The 19,471-nt window shown below is 67.4% G+C and carries 14 protein-coding genes and 3 rRNA genes; 12 read left to right on the top strand and 5 right to left on the bottom strand.

From position 1 onward, the window contains the following. The first annotated feature begins 148 nt into the window (after positions 1 to 148). The 4 genes from ACSYGO_RS13045 to ACSYGO_RS13030 all read left to right on the top strand — a co-directional run bounded on the left by ACSYGO_RS13045 (position 149) and on the right by ACSYGO_RS13030 (position 2,849). On the top strand, positions 149 to 1,327 hold the full coding sequence (locus tag ACSYGO_RS13045) for a GAF domain-containing sensor histidine kinase (protein ID WP_432177172.1): 1,179 nt from the start codon (positions 149 to 151) through the stop codon (positions 1,325 to 1,327). Beyond that, entirely contained in the window at positions 1,320 to 1,961 is a 642-nt protein-coding gene (locus ACSYGO_RS13040) for a response regulator (protein WP_426676207.1), read from the top strand. Before ACSYGO_RS13045 ends, ACSYGO_RS13040 begins: the two co-directional genes overlap by 8 nt. Positions 1,962 to 2,168: 207 nt before the next feature. Beyond that, entirely contained in the window at positions 2,169 to 2,414 is a 246-nt protein-coding gene (locus ACSYGO_RS13035) for a chaplin (protein ID WP_095933361.1), read from the top strand. A gap of 195 nt (positions 2,415 to 2,609) precedes the next feature. Continuing rightward, a complete protein-coding gene (locus ACSYGO_RS13030) occupies positions 2,610 to 2,849 on the top strand; it encodes a chaplin (RefSeq protein ID WP_095933360.1) in 240 nt (79 codons plus the stop codon). 642 nt (positions 2,850 to 3,491) lie between these two features. Here ACSYGO_RS13030 and ACSYGO_RS13025 read toward each other — a convergent pair. Next, positions 3,492 to 4,280 (bottom strand): hypothetical protein, encoded by a 789-nt coding sequence (locus ACSYGO_RS13025; RefSeq protein ID WP_426676208.1) that lies wholly within the window; start codon positions 4,278 to 4,280, stop codon positions 3,492 to 3,494. Between the two features lie 120 nt (positions 4,281 to 4,400). Here ACSYGO_RS13025 and ACSYGO_RS13020 point away from each other — a divergent pair, with 120 nt between their 5' ends. From ACSYGO_RS13020 to ACSYGO_RS13010, 3 genes are all read left to right on the top strand, one after another. Then, positions 4,401 to 5,192 (top strand): ABC transporter ATP-binding protein, encoded by a 792-nt coding sequence (locus ACSYGO_RS13020; RefSeq protein ID WP_095933425.1) that lies wholly within the window; start codon positions 4,401 to 4,403, stop codon positions 5,190 to 5,192. A gap of 153 nt (positions 5,193 to 5,345) precedes the next feature. Beyond that, positions 5,346 to 5,780, top strand: a complete 435-nt coding sequence (locus ACSYGO_RS13015; RefSeq protein WP_426676209.1) for an NfeD family protein — start codon at positions 5,346 to 5,348, stop codon at positions 5,778 to 5,780. A gap of 131 nt (positions 5,781 to 5,911) precedes the next feature. Then, entirely contained in the window at positions 5,912 to 6,871 is a 960-nt protein-coding gene (locus tag ACSYGO_RS13010) for an SPFH domain-containing protein (RefSeq protein ID WP_028803269.1), read from the top strand. Positions 6,872 to 6,955: 84 nt separating this feature from the next. On the opposite strand, the gene ACSYGO_RS13005 is transcribed toward ACSYGO_RS13010, so the two are convergent. The 3 genes from ACSYGO_RS13005 to ACSYGO_RS12995 form a co-directional block, all read right to left on the bottom strand. After that, the gene (locus tag ACSYGO_RS13005) at positions 6,956 to 7,462 is read right to left on the bottom strand and encodes an HNH endonuclease (RefSeq protein ID WP_095933357.1); all 507 of its coding nucleotides are present in this window, start codon (positions 7,460 to 7,462) and stop codon (positions 6,956 to 6,958) included. 168 nt (positions 7,463 to 7,630) lie between these two features. After that, positions 7,631 to 8,164 (bottom strand): YbhB/YbcL family Raf kinase inhibitor-like protein, encoded by a 534-nt coding sequence (locus ACSYGO_RS13000; protein ID WP_028803267.1) that lies wholly within the window; start codon positions 8,162 to 8,164, stop codon positions 7,631 to 7,633. Between the two features lie 70 nt (positions 8,165 to 8,234). Next, entirely contained in the window at positions 8,235 to 9,020 is a 786-nt protein-coding gene (locus ACSYGO_RS12995; RefSeq protein ID WP_426676210.1) for a sporulation protein, read from the bottom strand. A gap of 209 nt (positions 9,021 to 9,229) precedes the next feature. Here ACSYGO_RS12995 and ACSYGO_RS12990 point away from each other — a divergent pair, with 209 nt between their 5' ends. The 5 genes from ACSYGO_RS12990 (at position 9,230) to ACSYGO_RS12970 (ending at position 18,034) form a co-directional block, all read left to right on the top strand. After that, positions 9,230 to 9,871 carry a DNA-3-methyladenine glycosylase gene (locus tag ACSYGO_RS12990; RefSeq protein ID WP_432177175.1) on the top strand — a complete coding sequence of 214 codons (642 nt, stop codon included), beginning with the start codon at positions 9,230 to 9,232 and terminating at the stop codon, positions 9,869 to 9,871. A gap of 649 nt (positions 9,872 to 10,520) precedes the next feature. Then, a 16S ribosomal RNA gene (locus ACSYGO_RS12985) occupies positions 10,521 to 12,046 on the top strand. 316 nt (positions 12,047 to 12,362) lie between these two features. Continuing rightward, positions 12,363 to 15,482 (top strand): 23S ribosomal RNA (locus ACSYGO_RS12980). A 136-nt stretch (positions 15,483 to 15,618) separates the two neighbouring features. Then, positions 15,619 to 15,735: ribosomal RNA gene (gene rrf / locus ACSYGO_RS12975) — 5S ribosomal RNA — on the top strand. Together the 16S, 23S and 5S rRNA genes form the textbook arrangement of a ribosomal RNA operon. 1,393 nt (positions 15,736 to 17,128) lie before the next feature. Beyond that, on the top strand, positions 17,129 to 18,034 hold the full coding sequence (locus ACSYGO_RS12970; RefSeq protein ID WP_460389708.1) for a hypothetical protein: 906 nt from the start codon (positions 17,129 to 17,131) through the stop codon (positions 18,032 to 18,034). Positions 18,035 to 18,137: 103 nt separating this feature from the next. Here the strand turns inward: ACSYGO_RS12970 and ACSYGO_RS12965 are convergent, their stop codons facing one another. Next, complete coding sequence (locus tag ACSYGO_RS12965) at positions 18,138 to 19,430, bottom strand: DUF1015 domain-containing protein (RefSeq protein ID WP_460386723.1); 1,293 nt, start codon at positions 19,428 to 19,430, stop codon at positions 18,138 to 18,140. Positions 19,431 to 19,471: the final 41 nt, after the last annotated feature.

Below are 19,471 nucleotides of genomic sequence, written 5' to 3'. Positions count from 1 at the left end.
GTGTCTTCAAGGTAGGAACCGGGCCCACCCCGGCGCCTCGTGCGCGGGCCGCAATGATCCGGGTTCCTTCGTCCTAGGCCCACCGGCCTAGGCAGGGGCCACCACAGGTCCGATACGCGCCGTCACACCCCGCCGGTACCTTGAGGTCATGAGCCAAGGACCCCGTTCCGGCCTGTCCGCGGTGAGCTCCGCGCTGCTGGCCATGAGCAGGCACCTCGAGGTGCGCGACGTCCTCAAGACGATCGTCGCCTCGGCCCGTGAGCTGCTCGACGCGCAGTACGCGGCGCTCGGCGTGCCCGACGACCACGGCGGCTTCGCCCAGTTCGTCGTCGACGGCGTCAGCGACGCGCAGTGGAAGGCCATCGGCCCGCTCCCGCGCCAGCACGGCATCCTCGCCGCCATGCTCCACGAGGCCCGCCCGGAACGCCTCGCCGACGTGCGCAAGGACCCCCGCTTCGAGGGCTGGCCCTCCGCCCACCCGAACATGTCCGACTTCCTGGGCCTGCCCATCCGCGACGGGGACGAGGTCATCGGCGCACTGTTCCTCGCCAACAAGGTGCGCCCCTCCGCGGGCCGCGGACAGGACGTCCCGGCGCCCCGGGCGGGCGGCGGCTGCGGATTCACCGAGGACGACGAGGAACTGCTCACGATCCTCGCCCAGCACGCGGCGATCGCCCTGACCAACGCCCGCCTGTACGAGCGCAGCCGCGAGCTCACCATCGCCGAGGAGCGGTCCCGGCTCGCCCATGAACTGCACGACGCGGTCAGCCAGAAGCTGTTCTCCCTGCGCCTCACCGCGCAGGCGGCGGCCGCACTCGTCGACCGCGACCCGTCCCGCGCCAAGGGCGAACTCCAGCAGGTGGCCGCGCTCGCCGCGGAGGCGGCGGACGAACTGCGCGCCGCCGTCGTCGAGTTGCGCCCCACCGCGCTCGACGAGGACGGCCTGGTCGCCACCCTGCGCAATCAGATCCAGGTCCTCGACCGCGCCCACTCGGCGCGGGTCGCCTTCTCCAGCCGCGGGGTCCGGGCACTGCCCGCGGCCCAGGAGGAGGCCCTGCTGCGCGTCGCCCAGGAGGCCCTGCACAACGCGCTGCGGCACTCCGGCGCCGCCCGGGTCGACGTCACCCTGGAGAAGCACGGCCCGGGGGCCGTCCTGCGCGTCACGGACGACGGCAGCGGTTTCGAACCCGCCGCGATACGCAGCGCCGGCCGCCACCTCGGACTGGTGTCGATGCGCGACCGGGCGAGCGGGGTCGGCGGCAACCTCACCGTGGAATCGGCGCCCGGAAAGGGCACCACGATCGAGATGGAGGTCCCTGGTGGCTGACGCAATCAAGGTGCTGCTCGTCGACGACCACCAAGTGGTCCGCCGCGGTCTGCGCACCTTCCTCGAAGTACAGGACGACATCGAGGTCGTGGGAGAGGCCTCCGACGGCGCCGAAGGGGTCGAGCGCGCCGAGGAGTTGAAACCCGACGTCGTCCTCATGGACGTCAAGATGCCCGGCATGGACGGCATCGACGCGCTGCGCCGGCTCCGCGAACTCGCCAACCCGGCACGGGTGCTGATCGTCACCAGCTTCACCGAGCAGCGCACGGTCGTGCCCGCGCTGCGCGCCGGAGCCGCCGGCTATGTGTACAAGGACGTGGACCCGGACGCCCTGGCCGGCGCCATCCGTTCGGTGCACGCCGGACACATCCTGCTGCAACCGGAGGTCGCGGGCGCCCTGTTGTCCCAGGACGAGGCCAACTCAACCCAGGGGAGGGGCGGTTCGCTCACCGAGCGGGAGCGTGAGGTGCTCGGCCTGATCGCGGACGGCCGCTCCAACCGGGAGATCGCCCGCGCCCTCGTCCTGTCCGAGAAGACGGTGAAGACCCATGTCTCGAACATCCTGATGAAACTCGACGTCGCCGACCGGACCCAGGCCGCGCTCTGGGCCGTGCGGCACGGCGTCGGGGGCTGAGGCCGGTGCCGATCACCAGGGAGAGGGCGCTCATGGCGCACCTCCCTGGACGGTCGGCGGCCGGCAATTCGGAGGGTTCCGCTCCGGGATGAGATTCATACCGTCGTGTGTATGTCCCCCGAATGGCGCATCCTCCGTGGATCTCGGCCGTTCTCCAGTGCGTGCCGCGGCGACCTGCCGCGGTGATCGCCAGGAGGGGTTGAAGAAGTGAAGAACCTGAAGAAGGCCACGGCAGTCGCGATGGTGGCCGGCGGCCTGGTCGCCGCGGGAGCCGGCATGGCCTCCGCCACCGACGGCGCGTGGGCGGGCGGCAAGGCCGCGGGCTCCCCGGGTGTCGTCTCGGGCAACCTCGTCCAGGTCCCGGTGCACGTCCCGGTGAACGCGGTCGGCAACACGGTGAACGTCATCGGCGCCCTGAACCCGGCCTTCGGCAACCTCGGCATCAACCACTGAGGCCCGCGCCGGACCGTTCGTGACCACCGGCCTTCCAGGGGTTCCTGGGAGGCCGGTCAGGTTGTCGACCGATCAGATGACTGGCCCGATCGGGCCTTTCGTCGCGGCATCCCGTGCCGCGTCGGGCCTCCTCGCGTTGCTCAGCGTACGACCCTCGGCCGGGTCGGATAAGCGAACGCAGGAGGAACGTTTTTTATGAAGATCGCCAAGAAGGCAGCCCTGGCCCTCACCATCGCCGGGATCGCCGCGGGTGCCTCGGCCGGTGCCGCCGTCGCCGACTCCGGCGCCGAAGGCGCTGCCGCGCAGTCCCCGGGCGTCGCCTCGGGCAACACCGTGCAGGTCCCGGTCCACGTCCCCGTGAACGTGTCCGGCGACAGCGTGAACGTCATCGGTCTCCTGAACCCGGCCTTCGGCAACCAGGCCGTCAACGACTGATCCGTACGGTCGCCAAGGGCCCCGCGCCGGAAACGCGCGGGGCCCTTCGCGTACCCGGGAGCGCCCGCCCGGCGGGCCGGGAGCGTCGGCCCGGGGTCTCGTGGGCCGTGAGCGCCGGTGCTCAGGCGCCGCGCACGCTCCTGTCCCGCGCGCGGTGAGCGCTCCGGCGTCCCGCGCGCCGTGAGGGCTCCCGGGCGGCACGGGCTCGTGTTCCACGCGCCGTGAACGCCCCGGTCGAGCTCAGGCTCCTTCGCGCCGTGAGGGCTCCCGCGCGGCACGGGCCCCTGCCCCGTACGCCATGAGCGCCGCCGCGGGGCGACAGGTCGCCTTCGCGCGGGGGCGCGACTCGGGATCCCGGGCCGTGCCCTGCGCAGCCAGGTCCGCCCGGCCCCCAGTCCGCCCGGACCTCGCACAGCCCCCGGCCCGCCGTCGGCCCCGGCACCTCGGTCCCGCTCACCGTCCCCGCAGTGCTCCAGCTCGGTCCTGCTCAGCTCGGGCTCGGGCCCGCTGCCGGCCCCCGGCACCTCGTGCTCGGTCCCGCTCACCGCCCCCGCACTGCTCGGGCTCGGTCCCGCTCACCGAGCCCCCTGACGTCCCCCGCTCACCCCGGTGGGCAGGCCCCCTGTTCCGCCGCCAGGACGCTCACCGAGCCCCCCGCTCCCGCTCCTCCACGAAGGCGTTGTACGCGGCCACCTGCGCCCGTCGGGCCGTCCGCTCCACGGGGCGCAGCGCGAGGGAGCGTGCGCCGATCTCCGAGGCGCTCACCGCTCCGCCGTGGCCGTTCTCATGGGCGACGGAGATCAGCAGCCCCACCCGCTGGGCCAGCTCCAGTACGCGCACGGCGCGCGGCGGATAACCGGGAGCGAGCACCTCGCGACCACGCTCGGCACGCGCGCGGTACGCGTCGATCGCCGCCTCCGCGACCGGCCCCGATCCGGCCACGTCCAGGCGCGACAACACCTCGGTCGCCTCGCGCAGTGCCTCCGCCAGCTCCCGCTCCGCCTCGCCGAGGGACGGTACGTCGGCGGGCGGCGCCTCCCGCACGGCGAGACAGTGCCAGAGGACCTCGACGTGCACATCGCCTTCGGGCCCGGCCTCATAAACCTCGGGCACGAGCCCGAGCGCCGCGCCGTGACAGACGACGGCCTCCTCGGCGTCGAGGGCGCGCGCGTTGAACTCCGGCGGACCGCTCAGACCGAGCGGATGACCCGGCGCCGGCAGCGCGACCCGCAGTCCCGTCACGCCGAGCGCGCGGAGCCGTCCGAGGGCGAGCGTCAGGCCCACGGGCCCGGACTCGCCGGGCAGCCCCTCGACCCGGTGCACGGCGTCCTCCCCGACGACGGCGAGCACCGCGTCGTCCGGTGAAACAAGTCCGGCCAAAAGGGCATTTCCCCATGCGGCCAGTCGTCCTGAGCGTGGTTCCGAGAGCATGCCTCCACCCTAAGGACCGACCGATGGATTGGAGCGGCCGACCGGTGGCGTAGGTTTGCCTGGGGGCTGCGTCGACAGACGTCAGCGACGGCCGAGACTGCAATGGGAGACAACGCGCTCATGAGCGATGTACTGGAGCTGGAGGACGTGTCCGTGGTCCGCGAGGGCCGGGCTCTGGTGGACCAGGTCTCCTGGTCGGTCAAGGAGGGCGAGCGCTGGGTCATCCTCGGCCCCAACGGCGCCGGGAAGACGACCCTCCTGAACGTCGCCTCCAGCTACCTCTTCCCCAGCCAGGGCACCGCCACCATCCTCGGCGAGACCCTCGGGAAGGTCGACGTCTTCGAACTGCGCCCGCGCATCGGCGTGGCCGGCATCGCCATGGCGGAGAAGCTCCCCAAGCGCCAGACCGTCCTGCAGACCGTGCTGACCGCCGCCTACGGCATGACCGCCGGCTGGCACGAGGACTACGAGGACGTCGACGAGCAGCGCGCCCGCGCCTTCCTCGACCGGCTCGGCATGAGCGACTACCTGGACCGCAGGTTCGGCACGCTCTCCGAGGGCGAGCGCAAGCGCACCCTGATCGCCCGCGCCCTGATGACCGACCCCGAGCTGCTGCTGCTCGACGAGCCCGCCGCGGGTCTCGACCTGGGCGGGCGTGAGGACCTCGTACGCCGCCTCGGCCGCCTCGCCCGCGACCCGATCGCCCCCTCCATGATCATGGTCACCCATCACGTCGAGGAGATCGCGCCCGGCTTCACCCACGTCCTGATGATCCGTCAGGGCAAGGTCCTCGCCGCCGGCCCGCTGGAGCTCGAACTCACCTCGCGCAACCTCTCGCTCTGCTTCGGACTCCCGCTCGTCGTCGAGCAGGTCGGCGAGCGCTGGACGGCGCAGGGCCTCCCGATGGCCTGAGCGCCCGACCCGGCCACCCGACCGCCCGAGCACCCGACCGCCCGAGCACCCGGCCGCCCGAGCACCCGACCGCCCGGACGCGCCCCACGGGCCGCGCGTCCCGGTTGATCGTGCGCCCTGTCCGCCGAGGGCACGCGGTCCTACCATGACCGTGTGAACGACATCAACGCATGGGTGTGGTGGCTGGTCGCCGCGGCCGGACTCGGCATCCCGCTCGTCGTGACCGCGATGCCGGAGTTCGGCATGCTCGCCGTGGGCGCCGTCGCCGCCGCGGCGACGTCCGGCCTCGGCGGCGGTGTCGTCCTCCAGGTCCTCGTCTTCTCCGTCGTCTCGGTCGCCCTGATCGCCGTGGTGCGGCCCATCGCGGCCCGGCACCGCGCCCAGCAGCCTCAACTGGCCACGGGCGTGGAAGCATTGAAGGGGAGACAGGCCGTCGTCATGGAGCGGATCGACGGCTCCGACGGCGGCAGGATCAAGCTCGCCGGGGAGATCTGGTCCGCACGTGCCCTCGACGCCGGACAGTCCTACGAGGTAGGTCAGGAAGTGGACGTCGTGGACATCGAAGGAGCTACCGCGATCATCATGTGACCTCGTACGACGCAAGTGAACCGAACGCCCCACGTGGCAGACGGCGGTCTGTCAGACTCGTCCAGCAAGATCTTCAACAACCATAAGATCTTTCGGAATCACCGAGGCGGAGAAGGGTACGGGGAGCAACGATGGAACCGATCATCATCGTCCTGATCATTCTGGTGGTGCTGGTCTTCATCGCCCTGATCAAGACCATCCAGGTCATCCCACAGGCGAGCGCCGCCATCGTCGAGCGCTTCGGCCGCTACACACGCACACTGAACGCCGGCCTGAACATCGTCGTCCCGTTCATCGACTCCATCCGCAACCGCATCGACCTGCGCGAACAGGTCGTGCCGTTCCCCCCGCAGCCGGTGATCACCCAGGACAACCTGGTCGTCAACATCGACACCGTCATCTACTACCAGGTCACCGACGCCCGGGCCGCGACGTACGAGGTCGCGAGCTACATCCAGGCGATCGAGCAGCTCACCGTCACCACGCTGCGCAACATCATCGGCGGCATGGACCTGGAGCGCACACTGACCTCCCGCGAGGAGATCAACGCGGCCCTGCGCGGCGTCCTCGACGAGGCCACCGGCAAGTGGGGCATCCGCGTCAACCGCGTCGAGCTCAAGGCCATCGAGCCGCCCACCTCCATCCAGGACTCGATGGAGAAGCAGATGCGCGCCGACCGTGACAAGCGCGCCGCGATCCTCACCGCCGAAGGCATCCGGCAGTCCCAGATCCTCACCGCGGAAGGTGAGAAGCAGTCCGCCATCCTGCGCGCCGAAGGTGAGGCCAAGGCCGCCGCACTGCGCGCCGAGGGCGAGGCCCAGGCCGTCCGTACGGTCTTCGAGGCGATCCACGCCGGAGACCCGGACCAGAAGCTCCTCTCCTACCAGTACCTCCAGATGCTCCCGAAGATCGCCGAAGGCGACGCCAACAAGCTCTGGATCGTGCCCAGCGAGATCGGCGACGCCCTCAAGGGACTCAGCGGCGCCATGGGCAACTTCGGCGCCATGGGCGGCGGTTCGGGCAACGGCGGCACGCCGGGCGGCTCCGGCGGCGGCACGGAGCGCCGCGAGAAGCCGTCGATCACCGACTGACCTCTCCGCATACGGCGACGGGGCCCACCTCCCTCGTGGAGGTGGGCCCCGTCGCCGTACCGGTCATGGGCCGAGCCGCGCGGATCAGGCGGCCGGCTGCACCAGCCACTGAGGCAGTGCGTCGAAGTCGTCCTGCCCGAGCGCCAGCAGCATCGCGTCCGCGGGCGTCGGCTCGAACGGCTGCCGCAGCAGCGGCATCCCCGCCTGCTCCGGCGTACGGTCCGCCTTGCGGTGATTGTCCACCGCACACGAGGCGACCGTGTTCAGCCACGAGTCCTGACCACCCTGCGCCCGCGGGACCACGTGGTCCACGGTCGTCGCCCGGTGCCCGCAGTACGCGCACCTGTGCCGGTCCCGCACCAGCACACCCCGCCTCGACCACGGGGCTTGTCTTCGGAAGGGCACCCGGACGTAGCGGCAGAGCCTGATCACCCGGGGCACGGGTATGTCCAGGTCGGCTCCGCGCATGCGCAGCTCGGGGTGGGCCTGCTCGACGACGGCCTTGTCCTGGAGCACCAGAACGACGGCTCGGTTCAACGTCACCGTCGACAGCGGCTCAAAGCTCGCGTTCAGTACCAGCGTGTCCCGCATCCAGCCCACCTCCTGTGCGCACCGGCCCACCCCCTGGCGGGCTGGATCAACTCTGGCCGGGCACGCCGAGATGGACAACGCAATAAAAAATGCCCGCCCCTGATCACTTCCAAGACCAGAGGCGGGCAAACGTTCAATGAACGTCAGTCTTCGACACCGCGAGGTGCCTCACGCGGGAGCGGCGTACTCACCGATCAGCTGGGCGCGCCCCAGCGTGTGGAACCGCAGATTGAAGCCCACCACGGCGGGCGACACGTCCGAGTCAGGACCGAGCTTCTCCTGATCGACGGCGTAGACCGTGAACACATACCGGTGAGCCGGGTCCCCGGACGGCGGCGCCGCACCGCCGAAGTCCTTCGAGCCGTAGTCGTTGCGCACGTGCACCGCGCCCTCGGGCAGGCCCTCGAACTTGCCGGTGCCCGCGCCTGTGGGCAGCTCGGTGACCGACACCGGGATGTCGAACAGGACCCAGTGCCAGAATCCGCTCCCCGTCGGCGCGTCCGGGTCGTAGCAGGTCACGGCGAAACTCTTGGTCTCCGGCGGGAAACCCTCCCAGCGCAGCTGCGGAGAGGTGTTCCCCGCCGCGTAGACCTGAGCGTCCTTGAGCGTCGCACCCTGCTCGACGTCCTCGCTCGTGACCGTGAACGCCGGCACGGGCGGATGGAAGTCGTGGGGGAGTGGCGGCCGCTTGAGCTCGGTCACGTCGGTACCTCCTGATCGGTTCCTGGTCGATTGCCGGGCGGTTCCGGAAACGGAATCTCCCGACCCGAGCCTAGAACCAGCTGCGCTTGCTGCCGACCTCCGACAGCCACTGGTTCAGGTAGGCCGCCCAGTCCGTGCTCTGGTAGTCGTGCAGCCCCACCTGGAAGGAGCGGAACGAGTCGCTGCCCTCGCTGAAGAGGCCCGGCTTCTTGTCCATCTCCAGCACGACGTCCATCGCGTGCTCGTCCGCGACGAAGCTCAACTCCACCTGGTTCAGACCGCGGTACTGCGACGGCGGGTAGAACTCGACCTCCTGGTAGAACGGCAGCTTCTGCCGGGTCCCCCGGATGTGACCGCGCTCCATGTCCGCGCTCTTGAAGCGGAAGCCCAGCTGGATGAACGCGTCCAGGATCGCCTTCTGCGCCGGCAGCGGGTGCACGTTGATCGGGTCCAGGTCACCCGAGTCGATGGCGCGCGCGATCTCCAGCTCCGTGACCACACCGATGTTCATGCCCCGCAGGCTCTGACCGTCGATCATGGTGACCGGCGTCTCCCACGGGATCTCCAGACCGAACGGCACCGCGTGCACCGCGCCGGCCTGGAGCTCGAAGGCACCGCCGAGGCGCACCTTCGTGAAGACGATGTCCTGCTTGTGCTCCTGGTCGTCGTGGCCCTCGACCTCGACCCGGGCCTGCAGACCGACGGACAGGCCCTCGATGGACTGGTTCACCGACCCGCCCTGGATCCGCACCTCGCCCTGGACGACGCCGCCCGGGACGGTGTTGGCCTCCGTCAGTACCGTCTCGACCGAAGCGCCACCGGCACCCATGCTCGCGAGCAGTCGCTTGAACCCCATGTCACTACCTCCCCAGGCAACGCCTGTTCCGTCCTGATGTCCGTCTGGATTCCTTGATCCCTACAAACGCGATCCAGCCGCGGCCGGTTCCGTGCCCACACTTTTCCAAGGAGGAGAGCACCTGACCACCCCGTCGGCGAGCATCCGCCCGTACCGGCCCAGGACCGCTCCCGGCTCCCGCCCCGGTTCCTGGACTACGCTCGTACGCCATGATCGTGGCCCCTGACCGTACGCCTCTCACGCGTGACTTCTTCGACCGCCCCGTACTGGACGTCGCCCCCGACCTCCTGGGGCGCATCCTCGTGCGCTCCACCCCGGACGGTCCGATCGAGCTCCGCATCACGGAGGTGGAGGCGTACGACGGCCCGAACGACCCCGGCTCACACGCCTATCGCGGCCGCACGGCCCGCAACGGAGTGATGTTCGGTCCGCCCGGCCATGTGTACGTCTACTTCACCTACGGCATGTGGTTCTGCATGAACCTGGTGTGCGGTCCCGGTGACAGGCCCAGCGCCGTCCTGCTCCGGGCCGGCGAGATCACCGAGGGCGTCGACCTGGCTCGCAAACGTCGAATCTCGGCCCGCAATGACAAGGAACTGGCCAAAGGACCGGCGCGCCTCGCCACGGCCCTCGGGGTCGACCGCGCGCTCGACGGCACCGACGCCTGCGGCCCCGAAGGCTCCCCGCTGACCCTGCGCGTGGGCACGCCCGTCCACTCCGACCAGGTACGGAACGGTCCGCGCACCGGAGTGTCCGGCGACGGCGGCGTCCACCCCTGGCGCTTCTGGATCGCCAACGACCCTACGGTGAGCCCTTATCGGGCCCATACGCCCCGTCGGCGCTCAACTTGACGCGTCCCTGGGGGATCCGTAATGTAGCCCGAGCCGCTTGAACCGGGTACGGCGTTCAGCCAGCAGCCGGAAGTGGCCAACCCACTACCTACGACTTCCCCTCAGCGGGGGCGAATTCGGCGTGCCCGCATGCCCGAATTCGAACTCGCGCAACTCGATTATGAGTGGACGCGGGAATCGGTTAACGTAGTGAATGTCGAAAGGCCGCGGGGCGAAAGCCCTCCAAGGCCCGAAGACAAACCCCCGTCGACAGGGAATCGGACACGAAAGAGTCTGATAGAGTCGGAACCGCCGGAAAGGGAAACGCGAAAGCGGGAACCTGGAAAGCGCCGAGGAAATCGGATCGGAAAGATCTGATAGAGTCGGAAACGCAAGACCGAAGGGAAACTGCCCGGAGGAAAGCCTGAGAGAGTCTCTCGGGTGAGTACAAAGGAAGCGTCCGTTCCTTGAGAACTCAACAGCGTGCCAAAAATCAACGCCAGATATGTTGATACCCCGTCTCCAGCTCATTCGGCTGGGGCGAGGTTCCTTTGAAAAAGTCCTGCCGGGCACTGCCTGGCAGGCGCACAGCGAGGACGCTGTGAACCGAGGGGATCATTCCTCTCCTTGGTTCCGCTCTCGTGGTGTTCGACCGGATTACCGGTAAACATTCACGGAGAGTTTGATCCTGGCTCAGGACGAACGCTGGCGGCGTGCTTAACACATGCAAGTCGAACGATGAAGCCCTTCGGGGTGGATTAGTGGCGAACGGGTGAGTAACACGTGGGCAATCTGCCCTTCACTCTGGGACAAGCCCTGGAAACGGGGTCTAATACCGGATACGACCTGCCGAGGCATCTCGGCGGGTGGAAAGCTCCGGCGGTGAAGGATGAGCCCGCGGCCTATCAGCTTGTTGGTGAGGTAGTGGCTCACCAAGGCGACGACGGGTAGCCGGCCTGAGAGGGCGACCGGCCACACTGGGACTGAGACACGGCCCAGACTCCTACGGGAGGCAGCAGTGGGGAATATTGCACAATGGGCGAAAGCCTGATGCAGCGACGCCGCGTGAGGGATGACGGCCTTCGGGTTGTAAACCTCTTTCAGCAGGGAAGAAGCGAAAGTGACGGTACCTGCAGAAGAAGCGCCGGCTAACTACGTGCCAGCAGCCGCGGTAATACGTAGGGCGCAAGCGTTGTCCGGAATTATTGGGCGTAAAGAGCTCGTAGGCGGCTTGTCGCGTCGGTTGTGAAAGCCCGGGGCTTAACCCCGGGTCTGCAGTCGATACGGGCAGGCTAGAGTGTGGTAGGGGAGATCGGAATTCCTGGTGTAGCGGTGAAATGCGCAGATATCAGGAGGAACACCGGTGGCGAAGGCGGATCTCTGGGCCATTACTGACGCTGAGGAGCGAAAGCGTGGGGAGCGAACAGGATTAGATACCCTGGTAGTCCACGCCGTAAACGGTGGGCACTAGGTGTTGGCGACATTCCACGTCGTCGGTGCCGCAGCTAACGCATTAAGTGCCCCGCCTGGGGAGTACGGCCGCAAGGCTAAAACTCAAAGGAATTGACGGGGGCCCGCACAAGCAGCGGAGCATGTGGCTTAATTCGACGCAACGCGAAGAACCTTACCAAGGCTTGACATACGCCGGAAAACCCTGGAGACAGGGTCCCCCTTGTGGTCGGTGTACAGGTGGTGCATGGCTGTCGTCAGCTCGTGTCGTGAGATGTTGGGTTAAGTCCCGCAACGAGCGCAACCCTTGTTCTGTGTTGCCAGCATGCCCTTCGGGGTGATGGGGACTCACAGGAGACTGCCGGGGTCAACTCGGAGGAAGGTGGGGACGACGTCAAGTCATCATGCCCCTTATGTCTTGGGCTGCACACGTGCTACAATGGCAGGTACAAAGAGCTGCGAAGCCGCGAGGCGGAGCGAATCTCAAAAAGCCTGTCTCAGTTCGGATTGGGGTCTGCAACTCGACCCCATGAAGTCGGAGTTGCTAGTAATCGCAGATCAGCATTGCTGCGGTGAATACGTTCCCGGGCCTTGTACACACCGCCCGTCACGTCACGAAAGTCGGTAACACCCGAAGCCGGTGGCCCAACCCCTTGTGGGAGGGAGCTGTCGAAGGTGGGACTGGCGATTGGGACGAAGTCGTAACAAGGTAGCCGTACCGGAAGGTGCGGCTGGATCACCTCCTTTCTAAGGAGCACTTCTTACCGAGTCCTTCGGGACGAGGTCAGAGGCCAGTACATCGGCGAACGTCCGATGCTGGTTGCTCATGGGTGGAACGTTGATTATTCGGCCGGTTTCTCGGGTCGGAGGCTTGCAAGTACTGCTCTTAGGAGCGTGGAAAGCATGATCTCCGGACGGTTCCGGCCGGGCACGTTGTTGGGTGTCTGAGGGTACGGCCGTATGGCTACCTTCAGTGCCGGCCCCAGTGCACTCACTGGTTTCCAGTGGGGTGATGGGTGGTTGGTCGTTGTTTGAGAACTGCACAGTGGACGCGAGCATCTGTGGCCAAGTTTTTAAGGGCGCACGGTGGATGCCTTGGCACCAGGAACCGATGAAGGACGTGGGAGGCCACGATAGTCCCCGGGGAGTCGTCAACCAGGCTTTGATCCGGGGGTTTCCGAATGGGGAAACCCGGCAGTCGTCATGGGCTGTCACCCGCTGCTGAACACATAGGCAGTGTGGAGGGAACGCGGGGAAGTGAAACATCTCAGTACCCGCAGGAAGAGAAAACAACCGTGATTCCGGGAGTAGTGGCGAGCGAAACCGGATGAGGCCAAACCTCAAGCGTGTGAGACCCGGCAGGGGTTGCGCTTGGGGGGTTGTGGGATCTCTCTTCTGTCGTCTGCCGGCGACAGGACGAGTCAGAAACCGTTGATGTAGGCGAAGGACATGCGAAAGGTCCGGCGTAGAGGGTAAGACCCCCGTAGTCGAAACGTCAGCGGCTCGTTTGAGAGACACCCAAGTAGCACGGGGCCCGAGAAATCCCGTGTGAATCTGGCGGGACCACCCGCTAAGCCTAAATATTCCCTGGTGACCGATAGCGGATAGTACCGTGAGGGAATGGTGAAAAGTACCGCGGGAGCGGAGTGAAATAGTACCTGAAACCGTGTGCCTACAAGCCGTGGGAGCGTCGGATGGAAGCTTGCTTCCATCTCGTGACTGCGTGCCTTTTGAAGAATGAGCCTGCGAGTTTGCGGTGTGTTGCGAGGTTAACCCGTGTGGGGAAGCCGTAGCGAAAGCGAGTCCGAATAGGGCGATTTAGTAGCGCGCTCAAGACCCGAAGCGGAGTGATCTAGCCATGGGCAGGTTGAAGCGGCTGTAAGAGGTCGTGGAGGACCGAACCCACCAGGGTTGAAAACCTGGGGGATGACCTGTGGTTAGGGGTGAAAGGCCAATCAAACTCCGTGATAGCTGGTTCTCCCCGAAATGCATTTAGGTGCAGCGTCGTGTGTTTCTTGCCGGAGGTAGAGCACTGGATAGGCGATGGGCCCTACCGGGTTACTGACCTTAGCCAAACTCCGAATGCCGGTAAGTGAGAGCGCGGCAGTGAGACTGTGGGGGATAAGCTCCATGGTCGAGAGGGAAACAGCCCAGAGCATCGACTAAGGCCCCTAAGCGTACGCTAAGTGGGAAAGGATGTGGAGTCGCACAGACAACCAGGAGGTTGGCTTAGAAGCAGCCACCCTTGAAAGAGTGCGTAATAGCTCACTGGTCTAGTGATTCCGCGCCGACAATGTAGCGGGGCTCAAGCGTACCGCCGAAGTCGTGTCATTGCAGCAAGAGGGCCAACGCCCGCTGTGATGGGTAGGGGAGCGTCGTGTGCCGGGTGAAGCCGCGCCGGAAGGCAGTGGTGGACGGTTCACGAGTGAGAATGCAGGCATGAGTAGCGATACACACGTGAGAAACGTGTGCGCCGATTGACTAAGGGTTCCTGGGTCAAGCTGATCTGCCCAGGGTAAGTCGGGACCTAAGGCGAGGCCGACAGGCGTAGTCGATGGATAACCGGTTGATATTCCGGTACCCGCTGTGAAGCGTCAAACATCGAACCAGGCGATGCTAAGTCCGTGAAGCCGCCCCGGAGCCTTCGGGCAAAGGGGAGTGGTGGAGCCGACGGACCAGATCTGTAGTAGGTGAGTGATGGGGTGACGCAGGAAGGTAGTCCATCCCGGGCGGTGGTTGTCCCGGGGTAAGGGTGTAGGCCGTGCGATAGGTAAATCCGTCGCACTTGTGGCTGAGACCTGATGCCGAGCCGATTGTGGTGAAGTGGATGATCCTATGCTGTCGAGAAAAGCCTCTAGCGAGTTTCATGGCGGCCCGTACCCTAAACCGACTCAGGTGGTCAGGTAGAGAATACCGAGGCGTTCGGGTGAACTATGGTTAAGGAACTCGGCAAAATGCCCCCGTAACTTCGGGAGAAGGGGGGCCATGTCTGGTGATGAGTCTTGCACTCTGAGCTGGGTGTGGCCGCAGAGACCAGCGAGAAGCGACTGTTTACTAAAAACACAGGTCCGTGCGAAGCCGTAAGGCGATGTATACGGACTGACGCCTGCCCGGTGCTGGAACGTTAAGGGGACCGGTTAGTCACTCTTCGGGGTGGCGAAGCTGAGAACTTAAGCGCCAGTAAACGGCGGTGGTAACTATAACCATCCTAAGGTAGCGAAATTCCTTGTCGGGTAAGTTCCGACCTGCACGAATGGCGTAACGACTTCTCGACTGTCTCAACCATAGGCCCGGTGAAATTGCACTACGAGTAAAGATGCTCGTTTCGCGCAGCAGGACGGAAAGACCCCGGGACCTTTACTACAGTTTGATATTGGTGTTCGGTTCGGCTTGTGTAGGATAGGTGGGAGACTTTGAAGCGGCAGCGCCAGCTGTTGTGGAGTCGTCGTTGAAATACCACTCTGGTCGTGCTGGATGTCTAACCTGGGTCCGTGATCCGGATCAGGGACAGTGTCTGATGGGTAGTTTAACTGGGGCGGTTGCCTCCCAAAGGGTAACGGAGGCGCCCAAAGGTTCCCTCAGCCTGGTTGGCAATCAGGTGTTGAGTGTAAGTGCACAAGGGAGCTTGACTGTGAGACCGACGGGTCGAGCAGGGACGAAAGTCGGGACTAGTGATCCGGCGGTGGCTTGTGGAAGCGCCGTCGCTCAACGGATAAAAGGTACCCCGGGGATAACAGGCTGATCTTCCCCAAGAGTCCATATCGACGGGATGGTTTGGCACCTCGATGTCGGCTCGTCGCATCCTGGGGCTGGAGTCGGTCCCAAGGGTTGGGCTGTTCGCCCATTAAAGCGGTACGCGAGCTGGGTTTAGAACGTCGTGAGACAGTTCGGTCCCTATCCGCTGTGCGCGTAGGAGTCTTGAGAAGGGCTGTCCCTAGTACGAGAGGACCGGGACGGACGAACCTCTGGTGTGCCAGTTGTCCTGCCAAGGGCATGGCTGGTTGGCTACGTTCGGGAGGGATAACCGCTGAAAGCATCTAAGCGGGAAGCCTGCTTCGAGATGAGGACTCCCACCCACTTGATGGGGTAAGGCTCCCAGTAGACGACTGGGTTGATAGGCCAGATCTGGAAGCGCCGTAAGGCGTGGAGGTGACTGGTACTAATAGGCCGAGGGCTTGTCCTCAGTTGCTCGCGTCCACTGTGTTGTTCCCAGACAACGAACGGTTGTGCTGGCTGAACAGTTCCACTTGATCAATTGAAAAGTGTGCTAGTTCGCTGCCCGTTCAAGACCCTGTTTTTCGCAGGGTGTCTGAAAGGGTTTCGGTGGTCATAGCGTGAGGGAAACGCCCGGTTACATTCCGAACCCGGAAGCTAAGCCTTTCAGCGCCGATGGTACTGCAGGGGGGACCCTGTGGGAGAGTAGGACGCCGCCGAACAATTTTTGGAGGACCTCTGGTCCCAGCGACTCGCTGGGACCAGAGGTCCTTTTTTGTTTTTCCGAAGCGCGCCGGGTACCCGACTGCGCGAGAATGACTTGCGGTACCGAAGACAGGAGTCACCATGTCCCCCAACTCTCCCGATGAGCGTCCGGAGCGCGACCAGCGCCGCCGGGACAGTGGTGACCGCGGCGGCTACCGTGGCGGCCCGCGCCGCGACAACGACCGTGGCGGCTACGGCCGGCGCGATGACCGACGCGATGACCGTCGAGGCGACGACCGCGGCGGATACCGTCGCGAGGACAGCCGTGACAGCGGTGGCTTCCGTCGCGACGACCGGCGTGACGACCGTCGCGACGGCGACCGCGGCGGACGCCCGCCGTACCGTCGTGACGACCGGCCCGGTGCGCCTCGCCGCGACGACCGGGACCGTGACCGTGGTTTCCGCAGGGACGGGGACCGTCCGGCGTACCGCCGTGACGACCGGCCCGGTGGTCCGCGCCGCGACGACGACCGTGGCGGCTACGGCCGCCGTGACGACCGCCGGGACAGCGGTGACCGCGGTGACCGCGGTGGCTTCCGTCGCGACGACAGCCGTGGTGGCGACTTCCGTCGCGACGACCGGCGTGACGAGCGCCCGGCCCACCGCCGCGACGACCGGCGCGACGACCGCAGGGACGACCGCCGCGGCGACGACCGCGGTGGCTTCCGTCGCGACGACCGTCGTGACAGCGGAGACCGCGGAGATCGCGGTGGCTTCCGTCGGGACGACCGTGACCGTGGTTTCCGCAGGGACGGGGACCGTCCGGCGTACCGCCGTGACGACCGGCCCGGTGGCCCGCGCCGCGACGACGACCGTGGCGGCTACGGCCGCCGTGACGACCGCCGGGACAGCGGTGACCGCGGTGACCGCGGTGGCTTCCGTCGCGACGACAGCCGTGGTGGCGACTTCCGTCGCGACGACCGGCGTGACGAGCGCCCGGCCTACCGCCGCGACGACCGTCGTGACAGCGGTGACCGCGGTGGCTTCCGCCGTGACGACAGCCGTGGTGGCGACTTCCGTCGCGACGACCGGCGTGACGAGCGCCCGGCCTACCGCCGCGACGACCGCAGGGACGACCGGCGTGACGACCGGCGTGACGACCGCCGCGGCGACGACCGCGGTGGCTTCCGTCGCGACGACCGTGGCCGAGACGACCGTGGACGCGGTGGCCCGCGCCGGGACGACCGGGGCGGACGCCCCGGAGGCTTCCGCGGTCGCGACGACCGCAGGGGCGGCGACGACCGGCGCGGCGGTGGCGGCCGCTACCGCGAGGAGCGGGACCGCGACCGCGAGCCGATCAAGCGGCTCCCGATCCCTGACGACGTCACGGGCCACGAGATCGACAAGGACGTGCAGCAGGAGCTCCAGAGCCTGCCGAAGGGCCTTGCCGAGGACGTCTCGCGCAACCTGGTGATGGTCGCCCGGCTCATCGACGAGGACCCCGAGGGCGCGTACGCGTACTCGAGGATCGCGCTGCGGCTGGCCTCGCGCGTCGCCGCCGTCCGTGAGGCGGCCGGCTTCGCGGCGTACGCCAACCAGAAGTTCAGCGAGGCGCTCGCCGAGTTCCGCGCCGCGCGGCGGATGACCGGCAGCGTGGAGCTGTGGCCCGTCATGGCGGACTGCGAGCGCGGCCTCGGACGGCCCGAGAAGGCGCTGGACATGGCCGGCGCCCCCGAGGTGCAGAAGCTGGACAAGGCCGGTCAGGTCGAGATGCGGCTCGTTGCGGCCGGTGCGCGCCGCGACATGGACCAGCTGGACGCCGCGATCGTGACCCTCCAGAGCCCGGAACTGGCTTCGAACTCCGTGCAACCGTGGACGGCGCGCCTGCGCTACGCGTACGCCGACGCGCTCCTCGCCGCCGGCCGCGAGGACGAGGCCCGTGAGTGGTTCGCGAAGGCCGTCGAGTCCGACAAGGACGGCAGCACCGACGCCTCCGACCGGCTCGCCGAGCTCGACGGTGTCGAGTTCGTCGACGTGCTCGTCGAGGACGAGGACGAGGACGCGGACGTGGCCGAGACGGTCGCGCCGCAGCCGGAGGCCGAGGCCGAGGAGACGGCCGGGACCGTTGCCGAAGCCGACGCCGACCTCGACGCCGACTTCGAGGACGAGGACCAGCTCGACGAGGACGAGGACGAGGACGAGGACGACGCCGACGACGAGGCCGAGTCCGCCCTCGACGCGCAGCCGGAGGCCGGCAGCGACGCGGCGGACCGCGACGCTGCGGACTCCGACGGCGGCGAGGCCCCGCGCGGCTGACACCCTGCCCCGCCCCGCGAGAGCGGGGCGGACGGCGCACGACACGCACGGGCGGCGGGACTCCGGAAGGAGTCCCGCCGCCCGTCGGCGTTTCCGCGTGGGTTCAGCGGGCCAGTGCCCGCAGCACCAGCCCCGAGGCCGGTTTCGGCCCGAACGACGTCGACTTGCGGGGCATCTTGACCCCCTGGCGCGCGAGGTCGCGTACGACCTCCTCGCGGACCGGATGCATCAGCACGGCCGTCCCGCCGTCGCGTTCCGCCTTCTCGACCGTGGCGGTCGTGTCGTGGATGTATGCGATGTGCGCGGGCGAGTCCTCCGGGATGGCCCAGATGTGGTCGAGGAGCGTGGCGTGCAGGACGGTCGCGTCGAGGGTGCGCCACGCCTCGGGGCGGTCGGCCGGGATCGTCCGGGCGAGGAGGGCCGGGTCCGGGCGGTCGAGCAGGTGGAAGGCGCCGTCGCCCGCCAGGAGGAAGGCGTTCCCGTCGCCGGCGGCCACCGCCAGGGCCTTCAGCGCCTCGGGGAGGGGCGCGTCGAGGCGGCGTACGCGGAAGGAGTCCCCGAGCGCGGCCAGGGCGTCGGGCACGGGCAGCTGGTGCAGCAGACGGTGAATGGCGCGGACGCGCAGCGGATAGCGCGCCGTGTCCACCAGCAGGACGAGGCCGAAGTCCCAGGGGCTGGGCGAGGGGTGCTCGGCGCGCAGCCGCAGGTAGGTGGCCCAGCGGTGGTGGCCGTCGGCGATGAGCGCCTGGTGGTGGCCGAGATCCGTCTGGATCTCGGCCAGTTCGGCCGGGTCGGTGACCGCCCACAGCCGGTGGCCGATGCCGTCCTCGGTGACGGTCGCGAGGAGCGGCGGGAGTTCGGCCGTCCGCTCGATGACCGCGGCCGTGCCCACGCGGGAACCGTTGCCCCGGTAGGTCAGGAGCAGCGGTTCGAGATTGGCGGAGGTGGCGCGCATCAGGTCCGCGCGGTCCGCGACGACGTGCGGCATGACGTCCTCGTGCGGGAGGACGACCCCCTCCGAGGGCTCGGAGAGGCGCAGGGCGCCGATGACACCGCGTTGCAGATGGTCGCCGTCGCGCTGTTCGTAGACGTACAGGCCCGGATCGGAGTCGGTCGTCAGTACGCCCTCGGACAGCCAGCGGCCGAGGGTCTCGGCCGCCTGCCGGTTGCGGGCTTCGGGGGTGACGTCCTGGGGGAGGATCAGCCGGACGATGTTGTGGGGGTCGGCGGACTCGAGTTCGATCAGCCCGTCGGGCCGCACGATGACGTCGTACGGCGGGGACGTCACGGCGGCCAGGCTGCCGACCCGGTCGGGGTCGTAGCGCAGGCCCCGGAACGGGGTCAGTTCGAGGCCGCTGCGCGCCGGTGTTTCCTCCGCGGGACCTGCATAGTTCATTGGGGCATCGTAAGTGCGTCGGTGGCATGAGCGATGATCGG

This window comes from Streptomyces krungchingensis (assembly GCF_054729265.1).
The sequence above is the reverse complement of the archived record's forward strand: the minus strand, read 5'-3'. Positions and strand labels throughout refer to the sequence as shown.